This is a genomic window from Rhodomicrobium sp. Az07 (assembly GCF_018619475.1).
In the GTDB taxonomy this organism is placed as follows: domain Bacteria; phylum Pseudomonadota; class Alphaproteobacteria; order Rhizobiales; family Rhodomicrobiaceae; genus Rhodomicrobium.
Window position 1 is genome coordinate 132,822 of the sequence record NZ_JAHFZG010000002.1, and the last position, 13,307, is coordinate 146,128.

13 protein-coding genes are annotated in these 13,307 nt (G+C 63.5%); 10 read left to right on the forward strand and 3 right to left on the reverse strand.

The window, feature by feature from the left end; genetic code table 11:
- Positions 1-17 precede the first annotated feature (17 nt).
- Positions 18-899: a phosphoribulokinase gene (locus KKP04_RS02180; protein WP_215025994.1), complete on the reverse strand. Its 882-nt coding sequence runs from the start codon at positions 897-899 to the stop codon at positions 18-20.
- A 9-nt stretch (positions 900-908) separates the two neighbouring features.
- On the reverse strand, positions 909-1,943 hold the full coding sequence (locus KKP04_RS02185) for a class 1 fructose-bisphosphatase (RefSeq protein WP_215026296.1): 1,035 nt from the start codon (positions 1,941-1,943) through the stop codon (positions 909-911).
- A 173-nt stretch (positions 1,944-2,116) separates the two neighbouring features.
- Between KKP04_RS02185 and KKP04_RS02190 the strand changes: the two genes are divergently transcribed.
- The 8 genes from KKP04_RS02190 to KKP04_RS02225 all read left to right on the forward strand — a co-directional run bounded on the left by KKP04_RS02190 (position 2,117) and on the right by KKP04_RS02225 (position 10,552).
- Complete coding sequence (locus tag KKP04_RS02190) at positions 2,117-3,061, forward strand: LysR family transcriptional regulator (RefSeq protein ID WP_215025997.1); 945 nt, start codon at positions 2,117-2,119, stop codon at positions 3,059-3,061.
- A gap of 56 nt (positions 3,062-3,117) precedes the next feature.
- Positions 3,118-3,708 (forward strand): methylated-DNA--[protein]-cysteine S-methyltransferase, encoded by a 591-nt coding sequence (locus KKP04_RS02195; RefSeq protein ID WP_251133847.1) that lies wholly within the window; start codon positions 3,118-3,120, stop codon positions 3,706-3,708.
- A gap of 48 nt (positions 3,709-3,756) precedes the next feature.
- The gene (locus KKP04_RS02200; RefSeq protein WP_215026001.1) at positions 3,757-4,782 is read left to right on the forward strand and encodes an aminotransferase class I/II-fold pyridoxal phosphate-dependent enzyme; all 1,026 of its coding nucleotides are present in this window, start codon (positions 3,757-3,759) and stop codon (positions 4,780-4,782) included.
- A gap of 122 nt (positions 4,783-4,904) precedes the next feature.
- A complete protein-coding gene (locus KKP04_RS02205; protein WP_215026004.1) occupies positions 4,905-5,888 on the forward strand; it encodes a metalloregulator ArsR/SmtB family transcription factor in 984 nt (327 codons plus the stop codon).
- A complete protein-coding gene (gene metF, locus KKP04_RS02210) occupies positions 5,885-6,793 on the forward strand; it encodes a methylenetetrahydrofolate reductase [NAD(P)H] (protein WP_215026008.1) in 909 nt (302 codons plus the stop codon). The genes KKP04_RS02205 and metF overlap by 4 nt, the downstream gene beginning before the upstream one ends.
- Before the next feature lie 9 nt (positions 6,794-6,802).
- Positions 6,803-7,864, forward strand: coding sequence for a homocysteine S-methyltransferase family protein (locus KKP04_RS02215; protein WP_215026011.1), 1,062 nt, complete (start codon positions 6,803-6,805; stop codon positions 7,862-7,864).
- A 178-nt stretch (positions 7,865-8,042) separates the two neighbouring features.
- Positions 8,043-9,524: a circularly permuted type 2 ATP-grasp protein gene (locus KKP04_RS02220; RefSeq protein WP_215026014.1), complete on the forward strand. Its 1,482-nt coding sequence runs from the start codon at positions 8,043-8,045 to the stop codon at positions 9,522-9,524.
- Positions 9,521-10,552: an alpha-E domain-containing protein gene (locus KKP04_RS02225; protein ID WP_215026017.1), complete on the forward strand. Its 1,032-nt coding sequence runs from the start codon at positions 9,521-9,523 to the stop codon at positions 10,550-10,552. The genes KKP04_RS02220 and KKP04_RS02225 overlap by 4 nt, the downstream gene beginning before the upstream one ends.
- Before the next feature lie 129 nt (positions 10,553-10,681).
- Here the strand turns inward: KKP04_RS02225 and KKP04_RS02230 are convergent, their stop codons facing one another.
- Entirely contained in the window at positions 10,682-11,812 is a 1,131-nt protein-coding gene (locus tag KKP04_RS02230) for a rhomboid family intramembrane serine protease (RefSeq protein WP_215026020.1), read from the reverse strand.
- 408 nt (positions 11,813-12,220) lie between these two features.
- Here KKP04_RS02230 and KKP04_RS02235 point away from each other — a divergent pair, with 408 nt between their 5' ends.
- Together KKP04_RS02235 and KKP04_RS02240 are read left to right on the forward strand one after the other, a co-directional pair.
- Complete coding sequence (locus KKP04_RS02235) at positions 12,221-12,646, forward strand: Rieske 2Fe-2S domain-containing protein (protein WP_215026023.1); 426 nt, start codon at positions 12,221-12,223, stop codon at positions 12,644-12,646.
- Between the two features lie 275 nt (positions 12,647-12,921).
- Complete coding sequence (locus tag KKP04_RS02240; RefSeq protein ID WP_215026026.1) at positions 12,922-13,287, forward strand: ferredoxin; 366 nt, start codon at positions 12,922-12,924, stop codon at positions 13,285-13,287.
- The last annotated feature ends 20 nt before the right edge of the window (positions 13,288-13,307 follow it).

Genomic DNA, 13,307 nt, shown 5'->3' on the forward strand with positions numbered 1-13,307 from the left:
CGCGGCGTTCGGAGCGCTCAGGACGAGCGCCGCTTGAGATCGACGAGCCGATGGATCATCGGCGTAAGGATAAGCTGCATCGCGAGGTCGAGCTTGCCACCCGGAATGACGATGGAATTCGCCCGGCTCATGAAACTGTCCTGGATCATCGTCTTGAGATAGGCGAAGTCAATCCCGCGCGGATCCTTGAAGCGGATCACGACGAGCGATTCGTCCGGCGTCGGGATCCAGCGGGCCACGAACGGATTCGACGTGTCGACCGTCGGCACGCGCTGGAAATTGATGTCCGTTTCCGAGAATTGCGGCGTGATGTAGTGCACATAGTCCGGCATGCGGCGAAGGATCGTCTTCGTCACGTCTTCGGGAGAATAGCCGCGCACCTTGGCATCGCGGTGCATCTTCTGGATCCACTCCAGATTGATCACCGGCACGACGCCGATCTTGAGATCCGCGTGACTGGCGATGTCGATGCCGCGATCCTTGAGGATCACCGCGCCGTGCAACCCCTCATAGAAGAGGATGTCCGCGCCCTCGGGCAGGTCCTTCCAGTCTGTGAACGTGCCTGCGGGCGCGCCGTATTTCTGCGCCTCGGCCTCGTCATGGACGTAATGGCGGGTCTTGCCGGTCCCCGTCTTGCCGTAGGAGCTGAATGTGTTCTCAAGCTCTTTCAGGAGGTTCGCATCCGGGCCGAAATGGCTCAGATGGAAGTTGCCGCGCGCCTCTTCCTCGGCGACCGCCTTTTTCATCGAAGCGCGGTCATGGAGGTGGAACGCATCGCCCTCGATGAACGCCGCCTTGATGTTCTCGCGGCGGAAGATCTGCTCGAAGGTGTGCTTGACGGTGGAAGTGCCCGCACCCGACGAGCCCGTGACCGAAATGATGGGATATTTCGCTGACATGATCGTGACCTACCGAGGGGTGCGGAAAAGACCGCGCTGCGAGAACAGGGGGGAATGTTCGCCCGTCGCCGGGGGCTGATTGTAGTAATAGGCGACTTCCTCGACCTCTCTTTTCGAGCCGAAGACCACGGGGACATGCTGATGCAGCGAAATCGGTTCGAGATCGAGCATGCGCGTCTTGCCTTGCGTGCAGGCGCCGCCCGCCTGTTCGACGAGCATGCCGATGGGGTTCGCCTCGTAGAGAAGGCGCAGGCGCCCGTTGGTGTAACCCTTGCGGATGTCGGCCGGATAGAGATAGATGCCGCCGCGCGTCAGGATGCGGAAGCAGTCGGCGACGAGCGAGCCGAGCCAGCGCATGTTGAAGTCCCTCTTGCGCGGGCCGTCCTTGCCGAGCTTGCAGTCGACGATATAGGACTTCATCTTGTCGTCCCAATGCCGGAAATTGGACGAGTTGATCGCATATTCCTTTGTCTCGACGGGGATCTGAACATTCGCCTTGCCGAGCACGAATTCGCCCGTGCGCGGGTCGAGCCAGAAAATGTGCGTTCCCTGTCCGACCGTCAGCACGATGGCTGTCTGCGGACCGTAGACGATGTAGCCCGCGCAAAGCTGGTTGCGGCCGGGCTGAAGCAGCGCCGCCTGCTCCTTGCTGGGCAGGATTGAAAAGATGGTGCCGATCGACATGTTGGTGTCGATGTTGGACGAACCGTCGAGCGGATCGGTATTGACCGCGAGCGGCGCGCCGGGGTTCAGCTCGACCGGCTTTTCGTCCTCTTCCGAGCCGAGCCAGGCGACCGGCGACGCCTTCAGCGCGTCGGTAACGACCTTGTTTGCGAGGAAATCAAGTTCCTTCTGCGTATCGCCGCCGCCGCCTTCGCCGCGCGCGGATGCCATGTCGCCGGCGAGCGGCCCGAGCGCGATGATTTTCGCTATCTCGATCCCGGCTTTCGCAAGGTTTTCGACCGTTTCTGCGACAGCGCGTTTCTGCGCGTCGTCTCCCGCCCATTCGGCCAAATGCTCACGCAGACTTGCATGAACGCCCATCCGCAATTCCTCCCTGTCGGTCGTTGACACGTTATTATTCTTATCTCATCACTGGTGAGTGACCGACTGTTTTTTGAGCACCCTTTTTGCGACTATGTGTGGGCGGCAGAGGAAAGTAAATTTTAATTTATTTTCCCTTTGATTAACTTTTTCTAACGGTCTATCTTATTTGGGTGAAAAACGTAACGCTGAAGCATTTCCGGGTTTTGTCCGCCGTCACGAAAATGGGGTCGATGGCCGGTGCCGCGCGGAGCCTTCACGTTACCCCGCCAGCGATCACGGTGCAAATCCAGCAGCTTGAGCAGGCGGTCGGGCTGCCGCTTCTCGAACGCATCGGCGACAAGACCACCGCGACGAACGCAGGACAGATCATGCTGAGAACCGCCCAGCGGATCGAACACCTGCTCGCCGAGTGTCGCCAGGAAGTGGAGCGGTTGAAAGGTGTGGCGGGAGGTCACGTCTCGGCGGGCGTCGTCAGCACGGCCAAGTATTTCGCGCCGAAAGCGCTCGCGGCGTTCCGTCAACGTCATCCGGGCGTCGAGGTCCGGATCGCCGTCGGCAACCGGCAGGAAACGATCCGCGCGCTCCGCGATCTCGAACTCGACATCGCCATCATGGGCCGCCCGCCGGAGACTCTCGACCTCGAAAGCGCCACCCTCGGCCCGCATCCGCACATCATCGTCGCGGCCGCAACCCACCCGCTCGCAGGCAAGGAAATCTCCATTTCCGATCTCACGAACGAGACCTTCTTCATCCGCGAGCCCGGCTCCGGCACCCGCATCCTGATGGAACGCCTGTTCGAAGAGGCGCGCTTCGATCCGATCGTGGGCATGGAGATCGGCTCGAACGAGACGATCAAGCAGGCGGTGATCGCGGGGCTCGGCATCGCATTCATCTCGGCTCACACTGTGGCGGTCGAAATCGCCGATGGGCGACTCGTGATGCTCGACGTCGCGGGGCTGCCCATGATGCGGCAATGGTTCGTCGTGCGGCTGAAGGAAAAGGCGGTCATGCCCGCAGCGCAGGTGATGTGGGCCTTCCTTTCGTCCGAAGGCCACCGTTTCCTGCCGCAGCCGATCTCGGACTGGAAAAACCCGCCCCGAAAACAACAGCCGTGATGCAAATTTCCCCACGATGTTGCATCCTCTGACGATGCATTCGGGAGGACGCAATCATGACCCTTGCCGCGCCGGACACAGCAGCACCTGACCTATCGCACGGCACCTGTCGCTTAGATGTCGCGCCGTGTTCGCTGGGCTTCGTGCTCGTCGCCGCGACGAGCCGCGGCATTTGCGCCATCGAAGCGGGCGACGATGCCGTGGCGCTGGCGGACGACTTCCGGCGGCGATTTCCGCACGCCCGCCGCACGGCGGGTGCGGCATTTTCGCACGCGGTGGCGGAAGTTATCGCGTTCATCGAGGAACCGGCGCGCGCCTTCACGCTGCCGCTCGATGTGGGGGGGACGGCATTTCAGCAAGCGATCTGGCGCCTGTTGCGGGAAATTCCGCCGGGCGAAACGATGACCTACGGCGAACTTGCCGCGAAGGCCGGTTGCCCGTCCGCCGTCCGCGCCGTGGCAAGGGCGTGCGCATCGAACGCGATTGCCGTTGCGATCCCGTGTCACCGCGTTATCGGCAAGGGCGGCGCGCTGACGGGCTATCGCTGGGGCGTGGAGCGCAAGTCCGCGCTGCTGAAGCGCGAGCGGCAGGCGATCCGTTCACCGGAGCCGTCGCGATTGCCTTCGTCGCCCGCCCAGACATTATAAGCCCGCAGCCGCCGAGATCGGCGCAGCGGTGAGCCGAGTGCGCAACCCATGGCCTTCCTTTTTCGCCCCGCCGAAAAGATCGATCCCCGCTTCGCTGAAGGCGACGGCCGCATCGACGTCGCATGCGCGCTCTATCCAGATGCGCCGAAGCCCTGGCTCGACCTGTCGCGCACAGCGGCGCCGTGGCCTTATCCCGCACCCGACATTGCCGCCGACGAGTTCGCGCGAGGCATGGACCGGGACGCCATCGCCGCGCTTGGCGCGCTCGCTGCAAACTTCTACCGCGTGCCGCCTTCGGTCGAGATCGTGCCGCTGCCGGGCGCGGACGCAGGCTTGCGCCTTCTGCCATGGCTTTTCCGCTCGCCGAAGCGCGTGGCGTTTCTTGCGCCGGCGTCCGCAGGCATCCGCGCCGCGTGGGAGGCAGCGGGGCATTCGACATCGGAAGTTCCGTCGCTCGATTCGATCGGCAAGGGCGACATCCTCGTCGTGGACAATCCGGGCCATGCCGATGGCCGTATAGCGGCTCATGCCGAACTCGCCGCCGCGCTGCCCGCCCTGAAGCGCCGCGACGGGTTGCTTGTCATCGACGAAACGCTCGCCGATGCCGACGACACCGCTTCAATGTTGCCCTGCGTCGCGCGCCTCGATTCGACGGTCGTGCTGCGCTCCGCAAACACGCTCCACGGCGCGGGCGGCATTCCGCTCGGCTTCGCGATCACGTCGCACCCCGTCGCGGAGAGGTTTCGCGCGGCACTGGGACCGAATGCGGTTTCCGCGCAGGCCGTGGCGTTCGGCCGGGCCGCGCTGGCGGATGCGGGTTTCGCGGGCGAGCAACGCGCGCGGCTCGCGGATATGGGCGGCAAGCTCGAAGCAGCGCTCGCGCAGGCAGGGCTTCGCATCGTCGGCGGCACGGCGCTGTTCCGGCTGGCGAGCACCGACATGCCGCACTCGTTGTTCGACAGGCTTGCCCGCGCGGGTATCCTGACGCGCCCGTTCCCCAAGCTCGACGCGCTCCGCTTCTCGCTGCCGAAGGATGAGGCGGACCTCGCGCGTCTTCAGGCAGCGCTCGCGTAAGAGATCCGGTTCACGCGCGACGCTGTATAACGCTGCGGCTTCCCTCATTGCGCCTTGAAAGCATATAAACATATCTTTATAAGCGGGCGAAAGCACAAAGGACGCGCGGCGGCAACGAGCATATGGGCAGTTTCGATGACATCGTGGGGTTACTGCGCGCGGCAGGCGAGCCGACGCGGCTGCGTATCCTGCGGCTGCTCCAGCATGGCGAGTTCAACGTCACCGACCTGACGCAGCTTCTCGGGCAGAGCCAGCCGCGCGTGAGCCGACACATCAAGCTCCTCGCCGACGCCGCGCTGATCGAGCGCTATCAGGAAGGCAGCTTCGTGTTCGTGCGGGCGAGCGGCGATGCGCAGGTGCAAGGGTTCCTCGCCTCGGCGCTGGCAATGGTCGCGGCGCACGATCCGCAATTCGCCCGCGACGCCGAACGCGCCGATCAGATCCGCGCGCGCCGCGCCGAGCTTGCGCAAGGCTATTTCGACGCGAACGCCGTGCAGTGGGATCGCATCCGCTCGCTGCATGTGCCCGAGCCGGACGTCGAAGCCGCGATCCTCGACGCGCTCGGCAACGGCCCTTACGAGCTGCTGCTCGATCTCGGCACCGGCACGGGCCGCATCCTCGAACTCGCGGCGGATCGCGCCGAGCGCCTCGTCGGCATCGACACCAACCGCGAAATGCTGAAATTGGCGCGCGTGCGCCTCGAAAGCGCGAGCGCCACGAAATGCAGCGTGCGGCAGGGCGACATCTATAATCTGCCGTTCGCGGAAGGAAGCGCGGGCGCTGTCGTCGTCCATCAGGTGCTGCACTTCCTCGCCTGGCCGAAGGCGGCTCTTGCCGAAGCCGTGCGCGTGCTCGAACCCGGCGGCCACCTCGTCGTGGTGGACTTCGCGCCGCATAATCTCGAATTCCTGCGCGAGGAGCACGCCCATGTGCGGCTCGGCTTCGGCGTCGACGAAATCAAGGGCTGGCTCGCGGAATGCGGGCTCGGCGAAACCGCCTATCGCGAACTCAGGGCCGATCGAGCCAGGGAAAAAGCGCTGACGGTGGCAATCTGGTCTGGCAAGAAGAAAGGCGCGGCAGCGCAAAAGTGGAGGGCGGCTTCGTGACGGAAGCAGGAACGCAAAGACGGGCGCACGCGCCGATTTCGGTGAGCTTCGAGTTTTTCCCGCCGAAGACCGACGCGATGGAGGCGTCTCTCTGGCAGGCGATCCGCAAGCTCGAACCGCTCGCGCCGGAATTCGTGTCCGTGACCTATGGCGCGGGCGGCTCCACGCGCGAGCGCACGCATTCGACCGTGTCGCGCATCCTCGCCGAGACGTCGCTGAAGCCCGCCGCGCATCTGACCTGCGTCGCGGCCACGAAGGACGCGATCGATGCCGTCGTGCGCGACTATTGGGATGTCGGCGTGCGCCATATCGTGGCGCTGCGCGGCGATCCGCCGGCGGGAGCGGGCACGGCCTACGCGGCGCATCCGGGCGGCTATCAATCGAGCGCCGATCTCGTGGCGGGGCTGAAGACCATCGGCGATTTCGAGGTATCGGTTTCGGCCTATCCCGAGAAGCACCCGGAGTCGGCCTCCTTCGATCTCGACCTCGACGTGCTTCAGGCGAAGGTGGACGCGGGCGCCACGCGGGCCATTACGCAGTTCTTCTTCGACAACGATCATTACTGGCGCTATCTCGACCGCGTCCGCGCGCGCGGCATCGATATCCCGATCGTGCCGGGGCAGATCCCGATCCACAATTTCAAGCAGATCGCGGGCTTTGCGGCGCGCTGCGGAACGAGCATGCCCGCCGGTATCGCGGAGCGCTTCGAGGGGCTTGGCGACGATCCGGAAACGACACAGCTTGTCGCGGCGGCGGTCGCGGCCGAGCAGGTGATGGACCTTGTAAAAGGCGGCGTGACGGAGTTCCACTTCTACACGCTGAATCGCGCCCCGCTCGTCAACGCGATATGCCACACTCTCGGCATAAAGCCGCACGCGGCTCCCGCTCAGACCGTCAACGCATAGGGCTTCGCCATGAACCGCACCGACCGCATCGCAGCCCTGAAAGCCGCCGCGAAAGAGCGCATCCTGATCCTCGACGGCGGCATGGGCACCATGATCCAGCGCCACAAGCCGACCGAGGCCGACTATCGCGGCGAGCGCTTCAAGGATTGGCCGAGCGACGTCAAGGGCAACAACGACCTTCTGGTGCTGACGCAGCCCGCCATCATCAAGGGCGTACACGAAGCCTATCTCGAAGCGGGCGCGGACATCATCGAGACGAATTCGTTCAACGCTCAACGCGTCTCCATGGCCGATTACGGCATGGAGGCGCTTTCGGCGGAACTCAACCTCGCGGCGGCGAGGCTCGCGCGCGAGGCGGCGGACGCCTACACCGCGAAGACGCCGGAGAAACCACGCTTCGTGGCGGGCTCCATCGGCCCGACGAACCGCACGGCCTCGCTCTCGCCGGATGTCAACAACCCCGGCTTTCGCAATATCAGCTTCGACGAACTCGTCGAAGCCTACAGCGAGCAGACGCGCGCACTGATCGAGGGCGGCGCCGACGCCATCCTGATCGAGACGATCTTCGACACGCTGAACGCCAAGGCAGCGGGTTTTGCCGCCAGGAAGGCTTTCGACGAGATGGGCGTGGAACTCCCCCTCATGTTGTCCGGCACCGTGACGGACCTTTCAGGCCGCAACCTTTCGGGCCAGACACCGGAGGCGTTCTGGTATTCGCTCCGCCATCTGAAGCCGTTCTCCGTCGGCATGAACTGCGCTTTCGGCGCGGAGCAACTTCGGGCGCCCGTCGCTCTCCTCTCCAAGGCGGCCGACACCTACATGAGCGTTTACGCGAATGCGGGGCTGCCCAACGCGATGGGCGAGTATGACGAAGCCCCCGAGTCGATGGCGCGCGCGATGGCATCCTGGGCGGCGGACGGGCTTCTGAACATTGTCGGCGGCTGCTGCGGCACGACGCCGGATCACATTGCCGCGATTGCGAAGGCGGTTGCGCCCTATCCGCCGCGCCCTATCCCCACGCTTGAGCCGCGTCTGCGGCTTTCCGGGCTCGAAGCATTCGTGCAGGGTTGAGACTATACTGTCAAACCGAGAAGAAATGCGCGGAAACTATGCATTCTGGCTAGTTTTTCATCGGAAAATTATATACCAGCGCAGTAGCGTGCTGTGATAGTCTCGTGACTGACATTGGCTCGAGTCTTCCCTCCTCACATCGGCGATGACGGCTGACGTTCTCCGGGGGCCTTTCTGCATGGCGACTATCACAGCGCTGAAAAATCCGTCCACCGTTGCGCCGCTCGACAATTACAGTGCGGGGCCGTTTCACTGCGAACTTCTCGGCTCGCCCGATAATCGCAATCGCCATCTCACCGCGCTGTGGCATCGACTTCAGCAACTCGAACTCATGCACCTGCGCGAACGTGCGGCGGATGCCGAGCGCGAGTTGTTCAACCTCGGCATCACATTCACCGTCTACAGCGACCGCACGGCCATCGACCGCATTCTGCCGTTCGACGTGATCCCGCGCGTGATCACCGCCGAGGACTGGAAGACGCTCGACAAGGGTGTCAAGCAGCGCATCAAGGCGTTGAACCTGTTCCTGTGGGACGTTTATCACGACCGGACGATCCTGAAAGACGGCCTCGTTCCGGAAGACCTCGTGCTCGGCAACCCCAACTACCGGCCGGAGATGATCGGCTACGACCCACCTTGCGGCACCTATATCCATATCGGCGGCACCGACGTGATCCGCGACCCCCGCGGCGAATTCTTCGTGCTCGAGGATAATGGCCGCACGCCTTCGGGCGTTTCCTACGTGGTCGAGAACCGGCACCTGATGCAGCGCGCCTTCCCCGATCTCATGCACGGCTTCGCCATCGAAAGCGTGTCGGAATATGGGACGCAACTCGGCGACAAGCTCATCGAATGCGCGCCCGCCGGCGTGAGCGAGCCGCAGATCGTGCTGCTTTCACCGGGCGTCTTCAACTCGGCCTATTTCGAGCACGTGTTCCTTGCGCGTGAGATCGGCATACCGCTGGTCGAGGGCCGCGACCTGTTCGTGGACGACGACAAGGTGTTCATGAAGACGGTGTCGGGGCCAAAGCCCGTGCATGTCATCTATAGGCGCATCAACGACGAGTTCCTCGACCCGGAGGTGTTCCGCCCCGACAGCGCGCTCGGCGTGAAGGGGCTCATGCGCGCCGTGCGGAAGGGCAACGTCACGCTCGCCAACGCTGTCGGCACCGGCGTCGCCGACGACAAGGCCGTTTATGCCTATCTGCCGCGCATCATCAAATATTACCTCGACGAAGACCCGGTTCTGCCGAATGTGCAGACCATCATCTGCCGTGAGAAAGACGGCCTTGGCTATACGCTCGACAATGTCGACAAGCTTGTCGTAAAGCCCGTGGGCGAGTCCGGCGGTTACGGCATCTGCGTCGGGCCGAAAGCGACGAAGGCAGAGATCGATCTCTGCCGGAGCCAGCTCAAGGCCGACCCGACGAATTACATCAGCCAGCCGATGATCGAGCTTTCCGTGTGCCCCACGCTTACCGATCAGGGCGTTGAACCGCGCCATGTCGATCTGCGCCCGTTCGCTGTCACCGGCAAGGAAACGTGGGTGCTGCCGGGAGGCCTGACGCGCGTCGCGCTCAAGCGCGGCTCCATCGTCGTGAATTCGAGTCAGGGCGGCGGCACCAAGGACACCTGGGTTTTGAAGGAGGATAATGCGTGAGCAGCCTTCTTTCCCGCCACGCGGAGAGCGTTTTCTGGATGGCGCGCTATTTCGAGCGCACTGAGAGCCTCGGCCGCATCATCGAGACGCAAACGTCCTTCCAGCGCGGTCGCGAAGACGACAATGGCTGGGCGTGGATCGTGGCGCTCTACTCCGACGAGGAAGCTTTCGCGAAAGCCTTTCCGGAGGCGAATTCCGAAAACGTGATCCGCTTCTACATGGCGCACACGGAAAATCCCGGATCGATTCAGTCGTCTATCCGGTCGGCGCGCGAGAATGCGCGCGCGCTGCGGCCGATGCTGTCCATCGACATGTGGTATCAGCTCAACGATTTCTGCAATCGCGTTTTCGCCTTCAGCAACGCCGATCTTTCGGAAGTGCGCCTTTCACGCACCTGCGACGCGATCAAGCGCGGCTGTTATGCGCAGATCGGCGTGGCGGAAAATACGCTCTATCACGACGAGACGTGGCCGTTCTTCCGGCTCGGGCTGTTTCTCGAACGCGCGGATCAGACAAGCCGCCTGCTCGACGTGCGCTTCGCCCAGCAGCAGACGGGGCTGGCGTCCGACGAAGGACATTACGATCACACCTTCTGGTCGATCCTGTTGCGCGCCGCGTCCGCCTATCACGCTTATCGGCGCGTGCATCCCCGTCATATCGAGCCGCGCGAAGTTGCCCGCTTCCTGATTTTCGATCCACGTCTGCCGCGATCCATCGCCTATTGTCTCAGCGAAACGCAGGCGATGATCGAATTGCTGCGCCGCAATTTCGGGCTTCGCAACGCCGGGCCTGCCGCCGAACGCGTCGAAGCGATGATCGAGGGGCTTCAGACGGCGAGCCACGACGACAACCTCTTGCAGAACCTCCACGGGTTCAACGATTGGGTGCAGTCGAGCCTCATTCTTCTGAACGGCGAACTCGGCTCGGCGTTCTTCGGTTATGCGAAAGCACCGGAAGCGGATGTCGCGTTGCCGGCGCCCGCTGCCGCGATGGGCCAGACGCAATCGCAAACGCAGGTGGCGCGTTAGTCTAAACGGTGATGTGCCGGGGGGGCCGCGCCGGCTCAACGCATGTCGGCGCTTCGTCGTCGCACAAAAAGCCGGAGCCTTGATGCTCACGCCGACATTTGCAGCCCACTGGAATCGAAAACAAGCCACTTATCGCGGGCAAAGCCCTGCATTCGCCAGCACGATCTGACGCTCGCCCTTCAAGGCGCAAACGGGCCTTGCCATTTCCGCCGCCTCGGCCCGGCGCCCGCCCTCCTTCATGAGCAGCGCGAGGTTGACGCGGATGAGATGCTCAAGCTCGGGCTTGAAGAATGTGCGCAGCATCTCGCGTTCGGCAAGCGCCGCGCGCCATTCGCGCTCCGCGCCAGCGTTGTCGTTGTCGCCTTGCAGCGTGACGGCGCGGTAGATGTGCGAGCGAGGATCGCGCGGAAATTCCGCCAGGAGCTTCGCCGACCGCGCGCGGATCTCGTCCATCCCCTTGGGGAGGCGCGCTTCCGGGATGACGTAAACGGCGAGCGTCTGCGAGCTGTAGGTGGAGACGACCTGAAAGGCCGCAAAAATCGCGCCGCACAGGCCGAGAAAAGCGATGACGATCGCCGTCTTGCGATGCGGCGGCGCCTCGATGTCCGGATGCCACAGACCGAGCAGCGTTGCCCCTACGACGCCCCCGGCGACCGCGCCGCCGATATGCGCCGCGAAGTCGATGCGTTGCCCGAACAACCCGTCGAACAGCGGAATGAGCGACGGAATGAGCACGCCGAGCGAGCCCGCCAGCATCAACCGCCGCTGGCGCGAATGCAGCGGAAAGCGGTATGCGATGACGAGCGCCGCCGCGAACAAGCCCATGATCGCGCCCGATGCGCCGACGGAAATAAGATCCGCTGCGTTTATCGCGAGCGATGCCAGCCCGCCGCCGAGCGCGCCCACAACGAAGATCGCCGCGAACCAGACGCGGCCGACGACGCGCTCCAGCGCCGCGCCCGCGAACAGAAGCGCAAGACTGTTCAACGCGAGATGCGGGACACCACCATGCAGCAGCGGCGCCGAGAAGAGCCGCCACCACTGGCCACCTTCCACCACGAGGCTCTTGTCGAGTGCGCCGAGCGCGACGAGCGTCGTAATGTTGGGATCGAAAACGCTGCCGCTTCCGTCGATGCGGAACACGGCTTCGCAAAGATAGACGGCGAGGATGACGCCGATCAGGCTCAAGGTGGCGGTCAGCGGCGGCCGCTCATAGGTATCGACGCCGTCGCGGCCGTCTGGAAGGGGGATGTCTTGCATCAGTCGGCCTTCAGCTCCTTGATCCGGTCTTTCGTCGCCTCGTTGCGGCACGACCCGCTCTCCCGCGCGCCCAGAACTCACGTCCCGCCACTCCCAATTCGCTCACGGAACTTGAGCCGGGCGCGTTGAGATTCAATGAGCCTTCGGCGTATTTCCGTCGCTTCCGGCTCGCTGGATGACTACTTTTGGAGGAATGCCATATAAATCGTGTTAAGTTTGGTGTCTTTCCCCTTAAAATTCGCACGCTGGAGCCGCGATCTCGCTTCCATGCGGCGGCGTAGCCTTGCGCGCTCTCGCGAGGACCCGCTGGCATCCATTTCGGAATGTCTCTAAAGTCGGCTCGACGGGGCATGCTCCTTGCATCACATCGCGAAAGATCATGGCGCGAACCCAGCACAGGGACGACAGATGACCGATACGAAAGAAACCATCGTCTACGCGGTTTGCGAGGCGAATATCGCGCCCGGTTGGGTGCAGCCCTTCACGCTTGCGAAGGTGGGCGCGGATGGCAAGGAAGAGCCGTTCCCGATCCTGATCGTGCGCGACGAGGCGCGAAAGTTCTACGCTTACGTAAACGCCTGCCCGCACGAGAAGAAGCCGCTTTACGAAGAGTCCGAAAATTACGTTTCGGACGGGCGGCGCCATCTGCACTGCATGCAGCATGACGCGCGATTCGAGCCGAATACCGGGCTTTGCGTCGAAGGCGATTGCAAGTTCCAGAGCCTTGAAAGCATCCCCGTCGCCATCATCGACGGCGATGTCTGCATCGCGGGCGTCGAACTCGCCGAGGACGACGATGCCGGGCCGCCGCCGATCATGATCGTCTCGGAATAAGGCGTTTGGCCGGAACTGAACATTCGCTTTGTTTAATTACAGCGTCGTGCCGCAAATCAGACGCGGCACGACGCTGTAGGTTTCTGTTGTCGATCAGCTTCTCTGCGTCGAATCGAGTCCGATTAAACGCAGGCTGATCCAGCCCAGTTCCAGCCTTCGCCCGGCCGCAGAAAGCGCGCATATCCCGCGATACGCCTTTTTGCACGCGCGACGCTTTCGGTACGAACCTTGCTATCTCCCTTCCGCCGCTCGCGGCTTAAGCACAGGAGAAGCGAATGTCCGAAGCCCTGACAACCGCCCCGGAAGGCAGACCCTTCGACCTGCCGCTGGTATTCAAGCGCCATGTCTTCATCTGCGCGCAACAGCGCCCGCCCATGCATCCGCGCGGCAGTTGCGCGGCTTCCGGCGCGATGCCCCTGATCGAGCGGCTATCCGCGAAGATACAGGCGCTGCAAGACCCGGAACTTGCCGTCACCGTGACGGGCTGCCTCGGCTTCTGCCAGGCGGGGCCGGTGGTCGTCGTCTATCCCGAAGGCATCTGGTATGCGCCGAGGACCGTCGAGGACATCGACGAAATCTGCGTGTCGCATCTTTGCGAGGGCGAACCGGTCGAACGGCTCATCTTTGTGCCGAAGGTGTAGAGGCGATGCGCCGCCCCGCG